Below are 21,232 nucleotides of genomic sequence, written 5' to 3'. Positions count from 1 at the left end.
TAAAGTCCGCTCGACTTGCATGTATTAGGCACGCCGCCAGCGTTCGTCCTGAGCCAGGATCAAACTCTCCAATAAAGAGTTGATTAGCTCAAATGCTAAACTCTAGCTTTTTATTACTTGTTGTCATTCTATAATGTTCATTATAAAATGATTATTATTGACGTTTGTTCGTTCAGTTTTCAAAGAGCAATTTAGTTAGCCACTCAAGAAGCGACTTTCCTAATATACCACCTATCAACATTCAATGTCAATAGTTTTTTTCAAAAAACTTTTCCCGCCGTTAACTTCAACATTTCTTGTTGTTTCAGCGACGGATATAAATATAACACCATTCTAATATTGAGGTCAATACTTTTTTAAACTTTTTTTATAAGTTACTAAAAAAAGACGGATTATCCTCCATTACAAAGAATTTTTTTCCCTTTCTAACATACACTTAATTAGTATTATTGGGTGTTTACTAATTACGTTTTAAGGATATTATACGTTAGGATTTTTTCTAATAGATTTCACCACTATAATTCATTAAAAGAATACACTTTGTTTTATTTCCTGTTTCCTTTAAAAAATTTCATCCATTTACTTATTCGGTAATAAGGAGAGCTTACCATACTAACTAATAGCAGGAGATGGAACGTTATGGATATCAATATTGATTTTTTATTAAAAATAGGCATTTCTGCCGGTCTTGGATTAATCATTGGCTTAGAAAGAGAAATCAAACGGAAACCAGTTGGTCTAAAGACAAGTCTTGTAATAAGTATTGTGAGCTGCTTATTAACTATTATCTCAATCGAAGCAGCTTATAAATTCCCAGGGAGCGATCAGGTTAATATCCAAATGGATCCTTTGCGCTTGCCAGCTCAAATAGTTTCCGGTATTGGATTTTTAGGTGCAGGGGTTATTCTAAGAAGAGGAAATGATAGTATTTCCGGTTTAACGACCGCTGCTTTGATTTGGGGAGCAGGTGGAATTGGAATCGCGGTTGGAGCAGGATATTATATAGAAGCTCTTATTGGAGTGACACTTCTATTAATCAGCGTAAAATTCGTACCCATCTTTATGAGCACGATTGGTCCTCGCCAACTAAGAGAAAAAGAAATTAAAGTGAAATTAAAAGCCCATCAAAAAGAAAATGTAACTACTATTATAAAAGCAATTCAAAGTTTAAAAACAGGAATAAAGCATTTAAGGATAAAAGATTTAGAAACTGGTGAGCATTCTATCTACCTTATATTAATTGTTAATCAAAAAAGAGAAGTGACCGAAGTATATAAAGAGATTTCCGAAATTAATGGTGTAAAAGAAATTGAAATTGAAAGTTTAAATTAATTTCATATTCCTTAATACTAAAAAAAGAAAGTTGCTTGGACAAAAATATTCCAGCATACAATAATCCCAAATAATTATACGAAGATGCCAATGAATAGGAGGTTCGTATAATTGTTTGGGATTTTTTAAAGATGTCCAAAACCTTTTATTAGGAAATGTACGGTGAAATTCACAGAAGAGCCTTACGGTAATAAATCTAATAGGAGGCTATAATGTGAAGATAAAACAAGATACTCGGCATCTAGTACTAAGCTATAAGACTTATTTATTCTTCGAGTGAAAAAAATTTGTTGTTTTCTCGGAATTTTTTTCTTTAAATGAATGCTATTTATTTAAAGGAATTAACTAAATGCTATATTATCCTACTCTAAAGTCAGAAAAAGGGGATGCCAAGTGAGCTATTAAAACAAATATCTATATTTTCATTTATAGTTTTAACCCATGTATTATCTATAATATGTTCCTTTTAGATTTGCAGCATTTGCCCTTTTTAATTAAATTTACAAGAATTCACTTATTTAAGTAATTCCTACCGTTTTTGTTTATTCCATCTACCGAAGTGTGTAGCTTTATCAAAAAGATAGATTAAGTTCAATTTTTAGACTTGAAGTTTCTGCCTATTTTTGTATAATATATGTAGATTAACATTATAATTGGGGGCTTAGCTCAGCTGGGAGAGCGCTTGCATGGCATGCAAGAGGTCGTCGGTTCGATCCCGATAGTCTCCACCATTCTGTTTTAAACACACGACTATCATAGTCGTTTTTTTGTGTCTATTATCAATAGTTAGCTTAATTAATTGAATTTCACTTTCTCTTCTTCCTCCAAATTGATCAATTGATTTAAGATTTCACCCTCCTAATCTTCCCTATTTTTACAATTGTATTTCCTATCAATTAAATTTCATTAAAATTTTTTTATATTTTACTGGATTATATAGATTATTTTACGCACATTATGTATAATCAGCCTTATTGAATTTTTTTAGGTAGTATTAAAGGAGGTAATTCATGTTGGGAAAAGCATTAATTATTGGTGCTGGTGGAGTAGCTAGTGTTGTTGCACATAAATGCTGTCAAGTACCGGATGTATTCGAAGAAATTTGTATTGCAAGCAGAACACTTTCTAAGTGTGAAGCAATTAAAGATAAAATTGACGGTGGCAAAACAAAGGTTTCAGTTGCTCAAGTCGATGCTGATAATACACAAGAAGTGATTGAGTTAATCAATAGCTTTAATCCAGAAATAGTAATCAATGTTGCATTACCATATCAAGACTTGACTATAATGGATGCTTGTCTTGCTACTGGTGTACATTACTTAGATACTGCAAACTATGAACCACCTGAAACAGCTAAATTTGAATATAAATGGCAATGGGAATATAAACAAAAGTTTGAAGAAGCTGGTCTAACTGCCTTACTTGGAAGTGGATTTGATCCAGGGGTAACAGGTGTTTTCACTGCTTATGCACAAAAGCATCATTTCGATGAGATTAATTATATTGATATTGTCGATGCGAATGGTGGAGATCACGGCTATCCATTCGCTACCAACTTTAATCCAGAAATCAACATTCGCGAAATCACAGCGAACGGAAGATATTGGGAAAAAGGCAAGTGGGTTGAGACACCACCTCTTTCTGAAAAAAGAGAATATGATTTAGATCAAATTGGTCCAAAAAACATTTATCTTTTATATCATGAAGAATTAGAATCATTAGCTGTAAACATTAAGGGACTTAAGAGAATCCGTTTCTGGATGACTTTCTCTGATAATTATCTAAACCACTTAAAGGTTCTTGAAAATGTTGGAATGACATCTATTGAACCAATTAATTATGAAGGTAAAGAAATTATCCCGCTTCAGTTCTTAAAAGAAATCCTTCCAGATCCAGCTTCTCTTGGACCTAGAACAAAAGGGAAAACAAATATCGGCTGTATCATTCAAGGTACAAAAGATGGAAAGCCAAAAACTTATTATGTATATAATATTTGCGATCACCAAGAGTGTTATCGTGAAGTAGGATCTCAAGCAATTTCTTATACTACTGGTGTTCCAGCAATGATTGGGGCAATGCTGATTATGAAAGGCCAATGGAAGCGCCCAGGAGTATACAATGTTGAGGAATTTGATCCAGATCCATTCATGGATGCATTAAATAAATATGGATTACCATGGCAGGAGAACTTCTCTCCAACTCTTATAGATTGAGAGGAATGAAATGAAAAAGATTGACTTTACACAAGCTCCATCCCCAAGTTATGTAGTGGACGAGCGTCTTTTAACGAGAAATTTAGAAATTTTACAGTCTGTACAAGAGCGAACAGGTGCAAAAATTCTGCTTGCATTAAAAGGTTTTTCCATGCACTCTGTATTTCCTCTAGTAGGAAAATACTTAGCAGGGGTAACATCAAGTTCATTATTTGAAGCTAGACTTGGGTATGAAAAAATGGGCAAAGAAGTGCATGCGTATGCACCTGCATATGCTGAGAGTGAGTTCGATGAATTACTTCAATATACAGACCATATCGTTTTTAATTCACACAGCCAATGGAATCGATTTAAAGATAAGGTTCAAAACGCTGGAAAGAAAATTGATGTAGGTCTTCGAATTAATCCTGAATACTCAGAGATAGAAACACAGCTTTATAATCCTTGTGCTCCTTACTCTCGCTTTGGCATAACTATGGATAACTTTAATCCAGAAGAATTAGATGGAATAGACGGGCTTCATTTTCATACAATGTGTGAACAAAATTCTGACACTTTAAAGCGTACGATAAAAGTAGTTGATGAGAAGTTCGGTGAACATATAAAGAAAATGAAATGGATCAACTTTGGCGGAGGACATCATATTACACGACCAGATTATGATATTGAAACCTTAGTAGAATCTATATTATTTATAAAAGAAAAATATAATGTAGATGTTTATTTAGAACCAGGTGAAGCTATTGCTTTGAATACAGGTTACTTAGTATCCACTGTCCTTGATATTGTTCATAATGGAATGGATATTGCTATTCTTGATACATCAGCAACATGTCATATGCCAGATGTGCTTGAAATGCCATATCGACCGAATATTATTGATGCTGGAACGCCTGGTGAAAATGAATATACCTATAGACTCGGCGGAATGACGTGTTTAGCTGGAGATGTCATTGGCGATTATTCTTTCAAAAAGCCATTAAAGCCTGGCGATAAAATTGTCTTCTGCGACATGGCTCACTACACTATGGTAAAAAACCATATGTTTAACGGTGTTAATTTACCTTCTATAGCTTCCTATAATGAAGAAGAAGGAATAAAAGTTGTTCGCCAATTTGTGTTTGAAGATTATAGTAATCGATTATCTTAAATAATTGTAAAAGCGGATATTTAAAGGGGCTTTCCCCTTCAAATATCCTTTTTTTATGCTATTTATTCTTCTAGTAAAGCTAACGAGTTTTGAAATACTGCAGTCTGAAGCATCATTCCATCTTGTAATCAATAATTTGAAAAGAAACAATATTAAAGAAAAAACCCATTTTCACTTCTTGCCTTCCCTGGATAATCGTTTAATGATAACACGGTAACATAATGGTTACGACTGTACCCCATCCCTCTTTACTCTTCACTACCATATCTCCATTATTTTGTTTAAGAAGTTTTAAACAAATTGTTAAACCTATACCAGTTCCTTTTTCTTTACTTGTATAGTAAGGTTCTCCTATTCTTGCTAGCCTTTCTTTACTTATTCCATCACCATTATCAATTATTCTAATTCGACAATTATCCTTTTTCTGATCAAGAATAACTTTTACTTTACCTGTTTGTGGCGAAATCGCCTCCATACTATTTTTCAATATATTCAGCATTACTTGTTTAAACTGGGAATTATCAATTGATGCTATTAATTCTTGATCCTTCCTAGTTTCTACAATAATCTCTTTATTTTGTTCATTAGCCAGGGCTTGAAATAAAACTTTAATATTTTTCAATTCCATAAAGACTTTCGTTAATGGTAGAATATTATTTTCATTTTCTTTCGCCTCTGGCTTACTTAGTATAAGCAATTCCTTTAAGACTTCATTAATTCGATCAATTTCTTCAATTAAAATCGTTTCATAACCAGAAGCATCATTCTTCTCCTTGAGTAGCTGAATAAAACCTCTGATGGTCGTCAAAGGATTTCGGATTTCATGCGCGACACTTGCTGCCATCTCGCCTACCACTTTTAATTTCTCAGAAGAGATCATCAGTTGTTCATTATGCTTTTGATCCGTAATGTCATTACCAAAATAAATATGATATTCTTCCCCAGTACTATGTATAAGTTCTTTTTTTCCCCAAATCAGAAAGTAGCTTTTCCCTCTACTGTCTACAAAGCGATAAGGTTTCTCTGTTTCCATGTTAATGCGATCTGTAATATAAGAAAATGGTTGACCTAACCAAACCTTGTTTTCTAATGAAAGTAGATGTAAGAAAGAAGGATTCATTTTGACTATCTGATCTTTCCCATTCTTAACTAATAGATAATTAGGGTTTATATCCATAATCGCTTCTAATAATTCACTTTGCCTCGACAGCTCCATATTCATAATATTCATATGTGTTGATTGCATCTGGAAAAAACTTAAGAATAAAATAACTGCTGCAATTAATGAGTTAAAACTAGAAAAAAACAGCGGTATAAAAATATAACCACTAAAAACACCATTTATATAGATAATTAATACAGCAATCACAAACTTTATATAAAAACTTTTATAGATTGGATCTCTAATTTTAAAAGAAATGATCAATAAAATAATCGTATTTAAATATAATAAGACAATATTAATTATAAATAGTATATTCCATTCCCCGTAAATCGGAAGAACATATTCGGAGGAAAGCCAATTACCCTCTATTACTACAAAATCTTTAATGCCAAGGCTGGTAAAATTAATAAAATATGCAAATAAACTGTAGATGATTATTACGTATAAAAACGGCTTATTAAACACAAATCTAAATCGTTTAAATTCTTTATTTTCGCTTACTAAATAATAAGAAAAATAATACATGACTGGCATTATGCAGATAGTTCCAAGTCTAAATATTTTAAATAAAAGTTCAATTGTTTCCTGCTTCAAAAAATCTACTGCATATAATACAGCAATATCCATTTGCCAGAAAGCTAACATACATAAAAATAGCGATAAGGCCTTTGTTAACTGAGACTGTGAATAAAAAATTATCGTCACAGAAATAATGAGTGGAACTAACGAAACCATCAATAATAATATAGCTTCCACACTATGCTCCTCCTTTCGCTATCATAGCGCACCCATTATTACCTCCGTAACCGTGTGCTGTTATTAAAACCCGATCAATCTCTTGTTCTAATAACATTGTATTTATTGGGTAATTCCGATAATATGCATCTATTTCTGCGCTAATAGTTGCTGGTATAAACCGATTACTTATGCTTATTAATGATGCAATTATTTGAAAGAGTGGAGAAGCTCCCATTGCATGGCCAACTGTTCCTTTAATAGATGTAATCGGAATCTGATTCGTTTCAAAAAAACGTTGATAAACTCCTATTTCAATATGGTCATTTTCCAATATACCTAAAGCTTGACTATTTATATACGTTGGCATATTCTCTTGAAGACATTCAGCAACTGCCTTTTGCATGAACAAACCTGTGGAATCTGATTGATAGGGGGAAACAGCATCCTGTGTAACACTTGTCGCTTCTACTTTCCCTAATATGGAGGCATTACGTTGATTGGCAATTCTCTCATTTTCCACAATTAACACGCCAGCACCTTCTGAGATTGAAAATCCTTTTCCTCCTGAAAATGGTCCAAATAGGGGTTGAGGATGTTCTTCAGATTGTAAAACACGCTGGGGTAGAAACCCTTTTATAACAGTGTCACAAACAGACTCATCACTAGCACCAACTATACAAACATCTATTTGATTGGATTCAATTAATATTCTCGCTAAATTTAAAGCATCTATACCCGATGTACAACTATTTGCCAACGATAATGATAAACTGTTTATTTCCAAATAAGCACTAATGCTTGAGGATAAAGAATTAGCATTCATGTTTCCAATTGTATAAGGAGAAAGCCTTTTTCCTTTTTCTGAAGAAATAGCAGCTTTACTAATATCTGCTAAGCCCCCTGCTGAAGAACCAACGATTACTGCTGTTCGATAATCCCTAACATTAATTTTTGATTGCTCTATTGCTTCGTTACATGCTTGTAGAAGCATACGTACAGGTTTAGACATTTTTTCTTGCTTTCTACTTAACTTAATTAATTGTTCTTCATGCACCCTACCAGTATATATGTATTTCCCTTCATATTCTTCCTGCTTTAACATACTTTTATTATTTTTAAGTACAGTGGTATACTCTTTTATATTGGAAAAACCCGCTCCTATTATCCCCATCCCAGTAATAACCGATTTCATCTTCATGTTCTCCTAAATAATATTCCTTACATTTGTATTTTACTATGAAAATCGATTTACATCAGTAAAATAAACGAAAATGTACAAATTGCCACAAATACAAATAAAAATGGCTACATCAAAGTATTTCTAACTAACAAAGCTAATGATTAGCAATCCCCATTTATTAACAAGAATTTTTCTAACACTTTGCTTTTATCGTCAGAACCTTGTGTAGCCTGCTTTTAACAAAACATATTGTTTTACTTACTGATAGCCATTTTCTCTATTTGATGCTTCATCTTGTATCTCTTCTTTGAAGGATTCTACAGCAGCTTCTCTTCGTTTATTTTTCTGTTGAATCATTTCTTTCTCGTCTGGACTTGCATTAACCATTGTTTCTTCCGCTTTATTAATATTATCCATTGTGTTTTGTACCATGTCCTGCAATTTTTCTACATTATCAGAACGATTATCGGGGTTTGGCTTTTGAAAGCTCACCTTTATTCCTCCTTCCTATATGCTTCGTTTGTATTTTGGATGTCTATCTGGTTTTTTATACGAAGCTACCCCTCAATACACACTACCATTTATTTACAAGAACTACTTTTCCTACTGCCTTCCCCGACTCTAAATATTCATGTGCTTCTCCTACTTCCTCGAAAGAAAAGGTCTTTTTATCAAGTAGTGGCTTTAAACGATTTTCTTCTATCACTTTAGTGATATTTCGCAGGATATCTCCATGTTCAAAACGATTCTCCTCATCAAGGAGTTTCAGAAGCATAAAGATAACATGTAGGGAAAGTGATTTCGAATGTAAAGGAGTCAAATCATGTGTAGACCTGGCAGCGATAGTTAATACTGTACCATTTAAGGAAGCTGCCTCAAAAGAACGATCGAGATTATCTCCACCTACTGTATCAAAAACTAATGAAAATCCTTTCCCATCTGTGTACTTTTCAACATACTCTTTTACAGACACTTCTCGATAAGGAATGATATAATCAGCTCCTAATTCTTTTGCGACTGTTTGTTTTTCAATGGATGAAGCAGTTGTAAAAACAGTTGCTCCCATCCACTTAGCTAACTGGATTGCAATATGGCCAACGCCTCCTGCACCACCATGGATAAGGATAGTATCTCCTTTTCTTAAATCACCTTTTGTAAATAATGACTCCCATGCCGTAATTCCAACAAGAGGGAGTGCTGCAGCTTCTTCCATAGTAATATTTTGTGGTTTATGTGCTAAAACGGATGAATCAGCAATCATATACTCTACCAATGCTCCATCTAGCCCCTTGAAGCCACCTGCACATCCATATACTTCGTCCCCTACTTGAAAGGACTCTACTCCCTCTCCTACTTCCTCAATGACCCCAGCAACATCCCCATGCAATACTGCTGGAAAGGATGGAGAAACGCCTGGTACAGCACCAATTCGAACTTTAATATCAATGGGATTCACACTTGTTGCCTTTACTTTTATTCGTACTTGGCCAGGAAATAGTCTTTTTGTATCTATTTCCTTTAATTTAAATACTGATGACTCCCCAAATTTTTCTATTACCATTGCCTTCATCAAAATCATCTCCTTTATATCCATATTACCTAATTTGTTGCATTAATTCGAAAATATAGGATTGCCATCCACTTTTTTCTACTACTGGCAGTAAAAAAGTTTCTACTTTGGAAAAAATGGATATTAGTATCTTATCGCTATCATACTAAACAATATCGTAATTGATATTTATCAAGGAGGATACAAAAATGACAGACCTCAAAAATAAAGTAGCACTTATTACGGGAGCAGCTTCAGGCATTGGAAAAGCAGCAGCACTCTCACTTGCAAATAAAGGGATGAAAGTAGCTTTAGTTGACTTAAATGCTGACGATTTAGAAGAAGTGAAAAATTCCATTAATGATAAAGGGCAAGAAGCTATATCCATCGAAGCAAATGTGGCTGATCCTACTTCTATTCAACGAGCTATTGATGAAACGGTTAAGAAATGGGATAAATTAGATACCGTTTTTATTAATGCTGGTATTAATGGCGCCGTTTCATCCATCGAAGATCTTACACCATCCGAATGGGATAACGCGATAGACACAAATCTGAAAAGCACCTTTTTAACGGTTAAATATAGTATTCCTTATATGAAAACAAATGGCGGAAGTATTATTATTACAAGTAGTATAAATGGAAATCGTATTTTTAAGAACTTTGGAATGTCTGCTTACAGTACCTCAAAAGCTGGCCAAGTCGCATTCGGAAAAATGGCTGCACTTGAATTAGCACAATTTAAAATTCGAGTAAATATGATTTGCCCTGGCGCAATAGATACAAATATTGAAAAAAATACATTTAAAGATGAGAAACACTTAACAGAAATAACGATACCTGTTGAATATCCTGAAGGGAATCAACCACTATCCAATGAATCAGGCAGTGCACAGCAAGTGGCCGATTTAGTATATTTTTTAAGCTCTGATTTATCTAACCATATTACAGGCACAGAAATTTATATTGATGGTGCAGAGTCTCTTTTATAGGAAATGAGGCTGGGACAAAACTAAATAACTAATCTTTAAAGATGAACAATCTCTAATTCAGCTATTAAATAATAGCTACTTTCTCATGATGGTATCCATGTTTTTATATATAGTCAAGTGTAAAAACTAAGTCGTTCCATTGCGCTACAGACGCTGATGCGCCGGGGAGGAAGCTGAGTCTACTCGCATACGCTGCGGGGTCTAAAGCGCCTCTATTTCCCGCCGGAGTCGAGCGTCCTTCGCTCCATACACTTCGTTTCTTAAACCTTTTTTTAAAACAACAAACACAAATTTTTATGCGAATTATTTGCATAAAAATTTGTGTTTGTTGTTGGTTGAAATGCTTATTTCCCAGTCTCTTCGTATAATAGGTAATTTGGCTTCACCCTTTTCTCTTTTATTATCATAGAGTTGTCTAGAAGAGATTCCTTCTTTATCCTATGCTAAAATAGGAAGAAAATATTGCAAAAGGAGTATCAAGAAATGAATGAAACTATACAACTTTTAAAAAATCATCGTTCTTATCGTACGTATCAAGATAAGGAAGTGACTTTAGAAACACTACAATTGATCATGGAAACAGCTCAAAGTGCTCCTTCTTGGACAAATGGACAGCATGTTACAGCTATCCTTGTTCGTGATGTAGAGAGAAAGAAAAAATTAGCAGCGTTATGCGGGAATCAAAAACATGTAGAAAATGCTCCTGCCTTCCTTGTTTTTTGTGCCGATTTCTACCGAGCTAAATTAGCAAGTGAAATGGAGGGAAAGGAATTTAAAGCAATTGAAGATGTGGACACCATTTTAATTGGTGCTACTGATGTGGGGCTTGCCATGCAAAATTCCATTACGGCTGCTGAATCACTTGGCTTAGGCACTGTTCCAATAGGCGGTATTCGTCGAAACGCTTTAGAGGTAATTGAATTTTTAGAGCTTCCTACCTATGTCATTCCCATCGCAGGACTTTGCGTCGGTTATCCAGATGGTGATCCAGGCCTAAAACCTAGATTACCATTACAAAGTGTTCTTCATGAAGAAAAATACAATAAAAAGCAACAAGCTATTATTGAAGAATATAATGCTACTTATAAAGAATATTTAAAAGATAGAGGAGAAGCACCAGTAGGATGGACAAATCGAATTGCTAATTTCTACGACAAACCCTATTACCCTAGTAACGCAAAAATGATCAAACAACAGGGCTTTCTTTCTAAAGATATGAAAGAATGAAAATAATAACGCAACATAAAAACTGGCTTGTTCCAAAGATGCTTTGAAACAAGCCAGTTTTATTTAGGAAAATTAATTTCAAACGTCGTCCCAACTTCTAATGTACTATCTACCTTTATCGTACCATCATGTTTTTCAACAATCCATTTTGCAATGGAAAGACCTAAACCTGTCCCTTCTCGATTCGTTCTTGATTGTTCTACTTGATAAAAACGGTTAAAGATTTTCGAAGTTTCTTCTTTAGGAATACCAATCCCCGTATCCTTTACTTGAATTATAACCGAATTAGCCTTTTCCATCGCAAGTAGTTGAATCTCTCCACCTTCCATCGTATACTTCATACTATTATCCACAAGAATAACAAGCAATTGATGTATTCGTTCCTTATCACCAATAAACGAAATCTTGTTTTTTACAGTGGCATAAATTTTTTTTCCTTGAAAATCAGCGATATCTGCATATTGATTAACAACATCATGGATTACTTCCTCTAAAGCAAATTGCGTTTTCACTATTTCTACTTGATTTGAATCCGATCGAGCCAAAGTGAGTAAATTTGTTACAAGTTTACTCAATCTTCTTGTTTCTTTTGAAATAACAGAGATATCCAATGCTCTTTCCTGAATAGTTGCTTCCGGTTTTTGAAAAAGCACATCTGCACGTGACTGGATAACAGCTAAAGGTGTCCTTAATTCATGTGAAGCATCAGACACAAATTGTTGCTGGGCCTCCCATGATCGCTGGATAGGGATTAAAGCTCTCCCTGCCAAAAAATAACCAGCAATTACAGCAAATATGCTACCAATACTTATGCCAACAGTCATGATGATTATTAGCTGTTCTAACATACTCTCCTCAGAATCAATATTCCTGATTATTTGAATTGTCTTTGTTTCTCCATTAATCTCTATATTAGTAGAAATAGTTTGAAACTGTAATCCTTCTGACGACGTTTTCTTTTCTAAAATATTGATGGAATTCGGTTTTAAATATTTCTCTTCCTCCGTATAATCTATAATTGAGTTTTCCGAGATTCCTTCAATTTCTCCGGTACTATTCCACTGGATAAGCATTAATTTAGGACCTACCATTGGAATAGGACCACGTCCATCTCTTTCACCCATTCGCTTCAGATCTTCAATACCATTATAAAGAGACATATTGACCTCACGATAGGTTTGCTTTTCCGTAAATAGATATATGGTATAACCTATAATAGCCATTAGCAGAATAAAGACAATCGAATTTAAAATGGTTAGATTAATTCTTGTTTTACGAAACATGTATATACTTTACCCCTTAGTAATCCTTCAAAATATAACCGACACCTCGGACAGTTTGAATATCTTTATGATAATCAAATGGTTCTAATTTCTTTCGAATCTGATGAATAAAGACTTCCACAATGGCAATCGTTGTATCTGAATCAAACCCCCAAATCCGATCAAAAATTTGTTCCTTCGTTACTATTTTTCCATTATTTTGAATAAGATATTCCAATAATTCATACTGCTTTATGGTTAACTTGATTGGATTATCGTTTACTAAAATATCATTTTCTTTCCCTGTTAGTATGATTCCCTTATACTTGATGCCCTCATCTAAATCAAGAGCTCCACTTCTTCTTAACAATGCTTTAATTCTTGCTTGAAGTTCCGGTGTTTGAAATGGCTTAACGAGATAATCATCTCCTCCAAATTCCAAGCCTTTTACTCTATCTTCAAGTGAATCCTTCGCAGTTAAAAATAATACTGGTGTTTTAATTTTCTCTTTTCTAATATGTTTAACAATATCAAAACCATTCACATGTGGAAGCATCACATCCAAGATAATCAGGTCATATATATTCTGCCCTGCAAAGAACATACCATCTTCGCCGTTATCTGCAATATCTACGGTGTATTCTGTTTCCAGAATTGTTTTTAAAGAATCGAGTAACAGTTTGTTATCTTCTACGATTAATATTTTCATTTAATGTTCTCCTTACCTTTTATCCCAGTCTGTATCTAAAACTTACCTTCTTTCTATTTTAATAGCAACGTCTTAACTTATCCTTAATATCTATATTTTTTATTTACTTATCAAAATAGGCAGTAATCCATTTTTAACAAATGAATCACTGCCTATTATTATAAACGCTTTAGGAGCTAGCTTGCATCCCTTATATTACTTCTGGAAGAATAAAATAATTAGCTAGCTTCGCATTAACATGTGTTTGCCAATTATGTAATGGAATGTCGAGGTTCTCCAATAATTTATATGCGTGGACCCATGCACTCATCTCCGCATTTACACGATATGACCAGTCATGTAACCATTTATCATGATTTAATTCTCCATTCACAAAATCAATAACATGACCAATTTCATGTGCTAGTGCATAAGTGTTTTCTAAAGAAAAATGATAAGGAATGGTAATATACATTTTCGTATTAAAACTTATTTTTTTCGTTGAATCATATACAACTTTACATCCTAATTCCTCAGCAAAACTAACTACTTTCATAAATCTTTCTCTTGAAATCATCATACCTTAATTCCCCCTTTACCAATATTTACTATACTTAAAAACAATATGTTTACGTTTATACTCTTCAGAATCGGCTATATAACCTATGTAACGTTAATTAAAAATCTTTTATGGGAGTGATAGAAATGGCAGACAACAACAAAATGAGCAGAGAAGAAGCAGGAAGAAAAGGCGGAGAAGCTACTTCTAAAAATCACGATAAGGATTTTTACCAAGAAATTGGACAAAAAGGTGGAGAAGCTACCTCTGACAACCACGACAAGGAATTTTACCAAGAAATCGGTAAAAAAGGTGGACAGGCAACTTCTGATAACCACGATAAAGAATTCTACCAAGAAATTGGCCGAAAAGGCGGAAATTCTCGTAACGACAATGATTAATGGATACCGACATATCCATTATCTAATTTAACTTATGTTAAATAGCCCGGTAGATATTCCACCAAAAAGGAACTTTAAAAAATTAAAAACTATAGCGATTAAGGGTCTAACCGTTGCAAAAAGTGACACTTTGCAACGGTTAGTCCCTTTTTACATATTAATAGTTACTTTCTATCATACAATATCATCAAAAGTTATTCAAAGGTTTGATTTTATTACCAATATTTATACTGATTGGGAGTTACTTGTCTATCATTCTATTATCTAGTAATTTTAAATTTTTTGTCTTCCCCTTAATAATAGCTTTTTCAATAAATACTATTATTTACAATTATTTTTTGTTACAATTATTTTGTTGGGGTTTAAACAAATTTCGAGAATATTCTCCCTTTTTCAAACGGAATATAATATAATCTAATATACCTATTAAAATTACATTATTTATGATTTAAAATAACTATAATTGAAATTATATAGATTATATCAATCTATTTTTATTGTATAAGAGAGAGGGAATAAATTGTGGGCATCATTAATGCAGGTGAGTTTATAGAAACCGTTTATTTTAAAGGTCTCCAAATTTCGTTAATGGCTGCTGGAGATGGAACCGAGGTAATCTATCATAAATTACAACCTGGTTCTAGTTGGGCAATGACGCCTGAAGATAATTGGGAAGGTTTTGAATACTTTTATATACTCTCTGGAAAATTATCTCATCGAACAGATGATGATATAGTTGAAATGAAAGCAGGACAGGCTTTTTTTGAGAGCCCGATTCAAAAATATAGTATTTTTACAGCTGAAGAAAATACTGAATTTATCTATGTAACTAGTCAACCAGTTTTTCATTATTACAGTCAATGTTCTAGGGATTTAATGGAACTTGCTATTTCTATAGAAGAAAAAGATGGATACACAGTAGATCATTGCGAGAGAATTAAACAATACTCAATGTTAGTTGGAGAAGCATTAGATCTTAATAGAAAACAAATTACTAGATTAAATCTTGCTTCTTTTTTTCATGATGTTGGTAAAGTTAGAGTTCCATTAGAAATTTTACAAAAACCATCTAAATTAACAGAAGATGAATGGGACATTATGAAAAAACACACTACATTTGGTAGGGATTTACTTGAAGAAACAAAAATACCTGTTCTTTGTGAAGTTGGATTAATTGTAGAGCAACACCACGAGAGATATGATGGAAAAGGCTATCCTAAAGGTTTAAAAAAAGATGAAATTTCCATTGAGGCTTCAATAATATCCGTGGTTGATTCCTTTGATGCAATGACAACAGACAGAGTATATAAAAAAGGAAAATCCGCCGAAGAAGCATTTCAAGAAATACTAAATAACCGGGGTACTATGTATCACCCCTTAGTGGTCGATACTTTTATAGCACTAAAAGAAAAAATATTAAATTATGAAAAGGGAGAGATTTTATGAAAAAGTTAGTATGGAGTTTACTAGCCGTAGTATTAATTGTGTCATTCCAAGTAAAGCCAGCAGAAGCTGCTTACTTACCAGAGTATGACAAATACATCGAGGTATCTTATGATCAAGCAAGACAAATTGCAGATAGTCTTGGTCTTAAAAATGTGCCACTAGGCGACCAAACTGCAAATCTTTCTTTTGATGTTCAAGAAAAATTAATTGCAAAAATTGAAAAGATTATTGGTAAAGAAATTGATCATTACTATATTTGGTTAACAGTAGATGGCGAGAAGGTTCTTGGAATCGATCCACCACTTCCTCAAGCTTAATCTAAGTAAGGCATGGAAAGATAATTCTTTCCATACCTTGTTTTTGCAGCTCTACATGATTATATAAAAAACAGCTTAAAGAAGACTTCCATGCTATTATGCCATATTAATAATTAGCTTTATCCAGCCGAAAAACGAAATCCACAAAGGTATACTAATAATTACTCCCCATTTTAGCCCATTAAAAAAATTTGCTTGTTCTTCCATCATTATCCACTCCTCATTAGTAAGTAGATGATCTATACATTCATTATATCAGAAAACGCTTTCATTATTACTAAATTAATGATAAATTATATGTCTATATTGATTAATTTGTATACCCTTATAAAAGTATTCACTTTTTTTGGCGACTTTAAACATTCAATTTCCATTATTCAATATAGAACTCTACATTATCAAGATAATCATGGGCTAAAAAAGAAAAAACCCGAAATCTCTTTCGGGTCAAATATATTTTAAGAGGGGAAACTCTTAACCTATTTATAGAATATCGAATAATTATGAACAAATAATGAACAAAAGATTAAAAAAGAAAAAAATCTATTATTTAGTAACTGCTACATCTTTATAAGTAAAAGAATGAAAGTCAAATAATCCTTTGTCTGTAAGCTTTAAGGTAGGAATTACAGTTAATGATAGAAAAGATAAGGTTAGAAAAGGATTAAACGTATCATTTCCTTGCAGAATTTTTACTTTTTGATTTAATGACTTTAGCTGTTCATACAGGGTTAAATAATCTTGATCTGAAATCAACCCAGCAATCGGTAACGGGAGCGTGGCAACTACTAATCCTTCAGATACTACCACTATTCCCCCATTTATATTTTGCAACTCATTAATTGCCAACAATATGTCTTCATCACTTGTTCCAACTGCTACGATATTATGGGAATCATGAGAAATAGTTGTGGCGATTGCACCATTTTTAAATCCAAATCCTTTTACTATTGCTTTTCCCACATTTCCAGTTTCGCGATGTCGCTCAGCAACAACTAGTTTCAGTTGATCTTTCTTCAAAGAAGATTTAAAATTCCCATTCTCCACTTCTACTTTTTCAATTACTTCATTTGTAACAATACTATTCGGAATAATTTCGATAATATGACATAAATCAGATGCTAAGGGAAGTTTTAAATCATCTAAGGTTACTTTTGCACAATTTATCGGCGGTAAATTAGTAGCCAAATAGGAATGTTCAATTAGCTTCTCTTCTAGTAGTTTCCCATCTTCTACCACACATTCACCCTTTTTAAATACACTGTGAATGGTTAATTCTTCAAGATTATCGACAAGCAGAAAATCAGCTTGATAGCCTGGAGATACTGCTCCAATTGATTCTAAACGAAAACATTCAGCCGCATTAATTGTCACCATTTGAATGGCAATAATAGGGTCTAGCCCTTGCTCTATCGCTATGCGCACACTATGATCTACACTACCTTCTTCTATTAAATCATCTACTAATTTATCGTCTGTTACCAATAAACATCTTCGTGAATTTCTCGTTGTTACAGCAGGCAATAAAGCTTTCAAATCTTTGGCAACAGTACCCTCTCTTATCATTAGATACATTCCTAAATCTAAACGATCTTTTGCTTCTTGTAACGTTGTCGCTTCATGATCATTCCTGATTTCTGCAGCACTATAAACATTTAATTTTTCTCTTTCAATACCTGCCGCGTGACCATCGATTAAGCGATTATTTTTTTTGGTCAGCACCAACTTATCAATCATATTCAAGTTCGTCTCATATACAGATGGAAAATCCATTACTTCTGCCAATCCCAATACTCTTTCGTGGGAATAAAAAGCCTCTAAATCTTTTGCATATAAGGTTGCACCATTGGAATCTTCTGGAACAGCAGGTACACAAGATGGCAGCATCACACGAATATCCAATGGAAGATTTTCGGATTTATCTAACATATACTGAATGCCATCTGCACCTGCAACATTTGCAATTTCATGTGGATCCGTTATTACTGTGGTTACACCATGCAACAATAGTATTTTCGCAAATTCCTGAGGTGTGAGCATACTACTTTCAATATGTACATGACCATCAATAAGACCAGGAATTAAATACTTTCCTTTCGCATCAACTATACTTTTGCCTTTATAACTACCAATTCCAGCGATTGTATCATCCGCGATCGCAACGTCTCCTGTCATTATTTCACCAGTAAAAACATTGACAATTTTTGCATTGGTAATTACTAAATCAGCAAGTTCTTTTTTCGCAGAAACTCTAATTCTTTTTTCCAATTTATCTCTCAAGAACAAATCCCTCCTCGTTAATTCCGAATATTCACATTTTACAAAGTGCTACAACAAACCTACTTAAGGAAGGCTACTTTCGTATAAATTGTTTCTTGTAAACAGATCATTCTGCAATAAAATCAACACCAACTATACTAATATTTAATTCATCGTGCATAGGAATGGTATAATGAATGGTTATTTACGAAAGCTAGAGAAAGATAACTCTAATTTTAAATATATTTTTATCATTTTATTATATGTTGATTTATTTTTCAACGCACATACTACTGCAACTTTACTTCCCATTAGTATTGTTTTTACATATTATTTAAACATATTATCGAAATAAGTGATATTATAATTACGTATCGTAATGATGATTCCCCTCTGTCGTTTCAATTGTAAAGAAAGGAGAAATAATTATATGTATAAAGATTTAATTCTAGCGATGCTACGTTCAGGTATTTTTGGATTTGGTGGAGGCCCTTCCGTAATCCCATTATTTCGTCACGAAGCGGTGACTAAGTATAAGTGGATGGATAATGAGGAGTTTGGGGATGTGTTAGCCATTGCGAACACTCTTCCTGGACCAATTGCAACGAAAATTGCCGCCTATTTAGGCTATCGTCAAAAAGGGACCGTTGGAGCAATTGTTAGCGTCTTCGCTCACATCTTGCCGACTTGTTTAGCTATGGTATTCTTATTTTCATTTATATCTATTCTTAGTCATTCGCCAATAATAACAAGTATGGTCTCGGCAGTTGTACCTGTAATTTCGGTAATGCTTGGCTTAATGGCATATGAATTTGGAGAAAAAGCAGTGAAAGGACTAGGAATCTATGTTGGTATCGGCTTAACAATTGTCTGTCTCCTCTTATTACAAACATTTTCGATACACCCTGGTATTGTCGTACTCATTTTTCTAACCTATGGAGCCTTCCATTTTAAATTAAAACAGAAATTCTTACATAAAAAAGAAAGAGGAATGTAAATATGATTTTTGTGAGTATTTTTCTCAGTTTCCTAGTAGCTAATTTATTAGGATATGGTGGTGGCCCAGCTTCTATCCCCTTAATGTATGAAGAAATAGTTAATCGATACAATTGGCTATCTAACACCGAATTCTCCAATATGTTGGCTTTTGCTAATGCGTTACCAGGACCAGTTGCTACAAAGATCGCTGCCTATGTAGGCTATGGAGTAGGTGGATGGGGAGGATTTGCTGTTGCGTTAATAGCAACGATTCTACCTTCTGCTATAGGGCTTATCTTTTTATTAAAACTAATGAGGAAACATAAGGACTCAATGATTGTAAAAGGGATGACCCTGCTTGTACAACCAGTTATTACTGCTTTAATGCTTGTATTGACGTTTGAGATGTTTCAAGATTCCTACCATTCCATCGGGATCATTCAATCTGCAGCGATTGCATTAATCGCTTTTTTATTGTTACAAAAATGGAAAGTACACCCAGCAATAGTTATTGTTCTTGCCTTTCTTTATGGAGGGCTTGTTGTTCCTCACTTGAGCTAAACTTAGATTTGGAAAGTAGATGAATCTTTTGTTGGAGGATTTTTTTATGGATAAAAATTTTTATGTGCCTAATATCAAGCTAGATAAAATAGATAGACAGATATTGTCGCTACTACACGAGAACAGCCGCATTTCTTATACTGATATCGGCAAAGAAATCGGTATTTCACGAGTAGCTGTTCAAACAAGAGTGAATACGCTTTTTGAAAAAGGAATTATTGAGCAATTCACAACGGTCATTAATCCTGCTAAAGTTGGGAAAACAGTGTCTGCTTTTTTTAATGTAGATGTGGAACCATCCTATTTAGAGGAAGTTGCAAGAACACTGGCAGAGGATCCTGCTGTCACCAGCCTATATCATATGACTGGTCCAAGTAAATTACATATGCACGGCATATTTTACGATAACCAAGAGATGGAGACATTTTTAACAAATAAGCTTTATGCAACAAAAGGCGTTGCAAGTGTAGACTGCCAAATCCTTATCAAACGATATAAAAGCAGAATCGGAATGAAGCTATAAGACTCCGATAAAATAAGAATAAATGGGGCTGGGACAAAACTAAATAACATTAATCACATTATAGTTCGTGTTTATTATTAGTTGAGATGCTTATACCCCAGCCTCATTTATTTTTGGAGTAAGAAACTAATATAATTGCTTTAGCTCTTTCCAATCCTTTATTCGATTCCATTCAAGATGCTCATTATAAAGATGGTCTTTCACATAAAGCTGTGTAGAATGATCTATGAGCGTTTCCAGAACAGCTGGCTTATCGTCAAAATAATAATCTAATTTGAGATTTTGAATAATCGTTATTTTCTCATGATCTTCCATTCCGCAATAAAAGTGATGATCCACAACAGGAAAACCTATCTCCTTCATCCACTCCTTTGTTTTTGTTGCAAATTGTTTATTTCGCGCTGTAATATAATAAACTTGATGGCCATTATGAACAAGTTCATTTAAAGCTTCAACAGCTCCAGGAAAAGGCGAACAATCTGTAAAATATATTTCTTCTCGAAGTGAATCCCATAGTTGCTTTCCTTCGATAGCATTCAATCCAAATGGTTCGTGAATTTCTACCGTTTTCAATGCATGAAAGCTTGCTAATGGAATATTCTTTTTAAGCTTTTTATTATAAATATTAAAGGCATGCTGTCTTAAATTGATCAGCGTATCATCTATATCAAATCCGAACTTCATTTATTTCC

The 21,232-nt window shown here is 33.6% G+C and carries 20 protein-coding genes, 1 tRNA gene and 1 rRNA gene; 12 read left to right on the top strand and 10 right to left on the bottom strand.

What is annotated here, in order from left to right; genetic code table 11:
- Positions 1-75: ribosomal RNA gene (locus ACTNDN_RS14385) — 16S ribosomal RNA — on the bottom strand; the annotation flags it as partial.
- A 564-nt stretch (positions 76-639) separates the two neighbouring features.
- On the opposite strand from ACTNDN_RS14385, the gene ACTNDN_RS14380 reads away from it, so the two are divergent.
- The 4 genes from ACTNDN_RS14380 to nspC all read left to right on the top strand — a co-directional run bounded on the left by ACTNDN_RS14380 (position 640) and on the right by nspC (position 4,695).
- Positions 640-1,332, top strand: coding sequence for an MgtC/SapB family protein (locus ACTNDN_RS14380; protein ID WP_031536977.1), 693 nt, complete (start codon positions 640-642; stop codon positions 1,330-1,332).
- A gap of 655 nt (positions 1,333-1,987) precedes the next feature.
- Positions 1,988-2,063: transfer RNA gene (locus ACTNDN_RS14375), tRNA-Ala, on the top strand.
- Positions 2,064-2,345: 282 nt separating this feature from the next.
- Positions 2,346-3,545, top strand: a complete 1,200-nt coding sequence (locus ACTNDN_RS14370) for a saccharopine dehydrogenase family protein (protein ID WP_031536976.1) — start codon at positions 2,346-2,348, stop codon at positions 3,543-3,545.
- A gap of 10 nt (positions 3,546-3,555) precedes the next feature.
- Positions 3,556-4,695: a carboxynorspermidine decarboxylase gene (nspC, locus tag ACTNDN_RS14365; protein WP_031536975.1), complete on the top strand. Its 1,140-nt coding sequence runs from the start codon at positions 3,556-3,558 to the stop codon at positions 4,693-4,695.
- A 199-nt stretch (positions 4,696-4,894) separates the two neighbouring features.
- On the opposite strand, the gene ACTNDN_RS14360 is transcribed toward nspC, so the two are convergent.
- The 4 genes from ACTNDN_RS14360 to ACTNDN_RS14345 form a co-directional block, all read right to left on the bottom strand.
- Positions 4,895-6,616: an ATP-binding protein gene (locus ACTNDN_RS14360; protein ID WP_349205125.1), complete on the bottom strand. Its 1,722-nt coding sequence runs from the start codon at positions 6,614-6,616 to the stop codon at positions 4,895-4,897.
- A gap of 1 nt (position 6,617) precedes the next feature.
- Positions 6,618-7,790: a beta-ketoacyl synthase N-terminal-like domain-containing protein gene (locus tag ACTNDN_RS14355; protein WP_441131339.1), complete on the bottom strand. Its 1,173-nt coding sequence runs from the start codon at positions 7,788-7,790 to the stop codon at positions 6,618-6,620.
- Between the two features lie 246 nt (positions 7,791-8,036).
- Positions 8,037-8,276: a small acid-soluble spore protein Tlp gene (tlp, locus tag ACTNDN_RS14350; RefSeq protein WP_192840957.1), complete on the bottom strand. Its 240-nt coding sequence runs from the start codon at positions 8,274-8,276 to the stop codon at positions 8,037-8,039.
- 76 nt (positions 8,277-8,352) lie between these two features.
- Positions 8,353-9,348, bottom strand: coding sequence for a zinc-dependent alcohol dehydrogenase family protein (locus ACTNDN_RS14345; protein WP_441131338.1), 996 nt, complete (start codon positions 9,346-9,348; stop codon positions 8,353-8,355).
- 188 nt (positions 9,349-9,536) lie between these two features.
- On the opposite strand from ACTNDN_RS14345, the gene ACTNDN_RS14340 reads away from it, so the two are divergent.
- Entirely contained in the window at positions 9,537-10,319 is a 783-nt protein-coding gene (locus ACTNDN_RS14340; RefSeq protein WP_441131337.1) for an SDR family oxidoreductase, read from the top strand.
- 483 nt (positions 10,320-10,802) lie between these two features.
- Positions 10,803-11,546 (top strand): NADPH-dependent oxidoreductase, encoded by a 744-nt coding sequence (locus ACTNDN_RS14335; protein WP_441131336.1) that lies wholly within the window; start codon positions 10,803-10,805, stop codon positions 11,544-11,546.
- Between the two features lie 59 nt (positions 11,547-11,605).
- Here the strand turns inward: ACTNDN_RS14335 and ACTNDN_RS14330 are convergent, their stop codons facing one another.
- The 3 genes from ACTNDN_RS14330 to ACTNDN_RS14320 form a co-directional block, all read right to left on the bottom strand.
- On the bottom strand, positions 11,606-12,829 hold the full coding sequence (locus ACTNDN_RS14330; protein WP_031536967.1) for a sensor histidine kinase: 1,224 nt from the start codon (positions 12,827-12,829) through the stop codon (positions 11,606-11,608).
- 16 nt (positions 12,830-12,845) lie between these two features.
- Positions 12,846-13,517 (bottom strand): response regulator transcription factor, encoded by a 672-nt coding sequence (locus ACTNDN_RS14325; protein WP_031536966.1) that lies wholly within the window; start codon positions 13,515-13,517, stop codon positions 12,846-12,848.
- Between the two features lie 190 nt (positions 13,518-13,707).
- Positions 13,708-14,076 carry a hypothetical protein gene (locus ACTNDN_RS14320; RefSeq protein ID WP_235251704.1) on the bottom strand — a complete coding sequence of 123 codons (369 nt, stop codon included), beginning with the start codon at positions 14,074-14,076 and terminating at the stop codon, positions 13,708-13,710.
- Positions 14,077-14,201: 125 nt separating this feature from the next.
- Here ACTNDN_RS14320 and ACTNDN_RS14315 point away from each other — a divergent pair, with 125 nt between their 5' ends.
- The 3 genes from ACTNDN_RS14315 to ACTNDN_RS14305 all read left to right on the top strand — a co-directional run bounded on the left by ACTNDN_RS14315 (position 14,202) and on the right by ACTNDN_RS14305 (position 16,219).
- Positions 14,202-14,456 (top strand): general stress protein, encoded by a 255-nt coding sequence (locus ACTNDN_RS14315; RefSeq protein WP_031536964.1) that lies wholly within the window; start codon positions 14,202-14,204, stop codon positions 14,454-14,456.
- A gap of 522 nt (positions 14,457-14,978) precedes the next feature.
- Positions 14,979-15,902 carry an HD domain-containing phosphohydrolase gene (locus ACTNDN_RS14310; RefSeq protein ID WP_251628036.1) on the top strand — a complete coding sequence of 308 codons (924 nt, stop codon included), beginning with the start codon at positions 14,979-14,981 and terminating at the stop codon, positions 15,900-15,902.
- Positions 15,899-16,219: an 8-amino-7-oxononanoate synthase gene (locus ACTNDN_RS14305; protein WP_251628039.1), complete on the top strand. Its 321-nt coding sequence runs from the start codon at positions 15,899-15,901 to the stop codon at positions 16,217-16,219. The genes ACTNDN_RS14310 and ACTNDN_RS14305 overlap by 4 nt, the downstream gene beginning before the upstream one ends.
- A gap of 546 nt (positions 16,220-16,765) precedes the next feature.
- On the opposite strand, the gene ade is transcribed toward ACTNDN_RS14305, so the two are convergent.
- Positions 16,766-18,499: an adenine deaminase gene (gene ade / locus ACTNDN_RS14300; protein WP_441131335.1), complete on the bottom strand. Its 1,734-nt coding sequence runs from the start codon at positions 18,497-18,499 to the stop codon at positions 16,766-16,768.
- Between the two features lie 409 nt (positions 18,500-18,908).
- On the opposite strand from ade, the gene ACTNDN_RS14295 reads away from it, so the two are divergent.
- The 3 genes from ACTNDN_RS14295 to ACTNDN_RS14285 are packed head-to-tail and all read left to right on the top strand — an operon-like array spanning position 18,909 to position 20,540.
- On the top strand, positions 18,909-19,475 hold the full coding sequence (locus ACTNDN_RS14295; RefSeq protein ID WP_031536960.1) for a chromate transporter: 567 nt from the start codon (positions 18,909-18,911) through the stop codon (positions 19,473-19,475).
- Between the two features lie 2 nt (positions 19,476-19,477).
- A complete protein-coding gene (locus ACTNDN_RS14290; protein ID WP_031536959.1) occupies positions 19,478-20,017 on the top strand; it encodes a chromate transporter in 540 nt (179 codons plus the stop codon).
- Positions 20,018-20,063: 46 nt separating this feature from the next.
- Positions 20,064-20,540, top strand: coding sequence for an Lrp/AsnC family transcriptional regulator (locus ACTNDN_RS14285; RefSeq protein WP_031536958.1), 477 nt, complete (start codon positions 20,064-20,066; stop codon positions 20,538-20,540).
- Positions 20,541-20,666: 126 nt separating this feature from the next.
- Here the strand turns inward: ACTNDN_RS14285 and ACTNDN_RS14280 are convergent, their stop codons facing one another.
- A complete protein-coding gene (locus tag ACTNDN_RS14280) occupies positions 20,667-21,224 on the bottom strand; it encodes a 5' nucleotidase, NT5C type (protein ID WP_031536957.1) in 558 nt (185 codons plus the stop codon).
- Positions 21,225-21,232 lie beyond the last annotated feature (8 nt).

The organism is Niallia sp. HCP3S3_B10 (genome assembly GCF_052064465.1).
Lineage (GTDB): Bacteria > Bacillota > Bacilli > Bacillales > Cytobacillaceae > Niallia > Niallia hominis.
The sequence above is the reverse complement of the archived record's forward strand: the minus strand, read 5'-3'. Positions and strand labels throughout refer to the sequence as shown.

Bases quoted from the DNA above. Each gene is read 5' to 3' on its own strand.
- ACTNDN_RS14305 (WP_251628039.1), top strand. From the start codon at position 15,899: ATGAAAAAGTTAGTATGGAGTTTACTAGCCGTAGTATTAATTGTGTCA.
- ACTNDN_RS14315 (WP_031536964.1), top strand. From the start codon at position 14,202: ATGGCAGACAACAACAAAATGAGCAGAGAAGAAGCAGGAAGAAAAGGC.
- ACTNDN_RS14330 (WP_031536967.1), bottom strand. From the start codon at position 12,829: ATGTTTCGTAAAACAAGAATTAATCTAACCATTTTAAATTCGATTGTC.
- ACTNDN_RS14335 (WP_441131336.1), top strand. From the start codon at position 10,803: ATGAATGAAACTATACAACTTTTAAAAAATCATCGTTCTTATCGTACG.
- nspC (WP_031536975.1), top strand. From the start codon at position 3,556: ATGAAAAAGATTGACTTTACACAAGCTCCATCCCCAAGTTATGTAGTG.
- ACTNDN_RS14340 (WP_441131337.1), top strand. From the start codon at position 9,537: ATGACAGACCTCAAAAATAAAGTAGCACTTATTACGGGAGCAGCTTCA.
- ACTNDN_RS14285 (WP_031536958.1), top strand. From the start codon at position 20,064: ATGGATAAAAATTTTTATGTGCCTAATATCAAGCTAGATAAAATAGAT.
- ACTNDN_RS14355 (WP_441131339.1), bottom strand. From the start codon at position 7,790: ATGAAATCGGTTATTACTGGGATGGGGATAATAGGAGCGGGTTTTTCC.
- ACTNDN_RS14320 (WP_235251704.1), bottom strand. From the start codon at position 14,076: ATGATGATTTCAAGAGAAAGATTTATGAAAGTAGTTAGTTTTGCTGAG.
- ACTNDN_RS14325 (WP_031536966.1), bottom strand. From the start codon at position 13,517: ATGAAAATATTAATCGTAGAAGATAACAAACTGTTACTCGATTCTTTA.
- ACTNDN_RS14380 (WP_031536977.1), top strand. From the start codon at position 640: ATGGATATCAATATTGATTTTTTATTAAAAATAGGCATTTCTGCCGGT.
- ACTNDN_RS14345 (WP_441131338.1), bottom strand. From the start codon at position 9,348: ATGAAGGCAATGGTAATAGAAAAATTTGGGGAGTCATCAGTATTTAAA.
- ACTNDN_RS14290 (WP_031536959.1), top strand. From the start codon at position 19,478: ATGATTTTTGTGAGTATTTTTCTCAGTTTCCTAGTAGCTAATTTATTA.
- ACTNDN_RS14295 (WP_031536960.1), top strand. From the start codon at position 18,909: ATGTATAAAGATTTAATTCTAGCGATGCTACGTTCAGGTATTTTTGGA.
- ACTNDN_RS14280 (WP_031536957.1), bottom strand. From the start codon at position 21,224: ATGAAGTTCGGATTTGATATAGATGATACGCTGATCAATTTAAGACAG.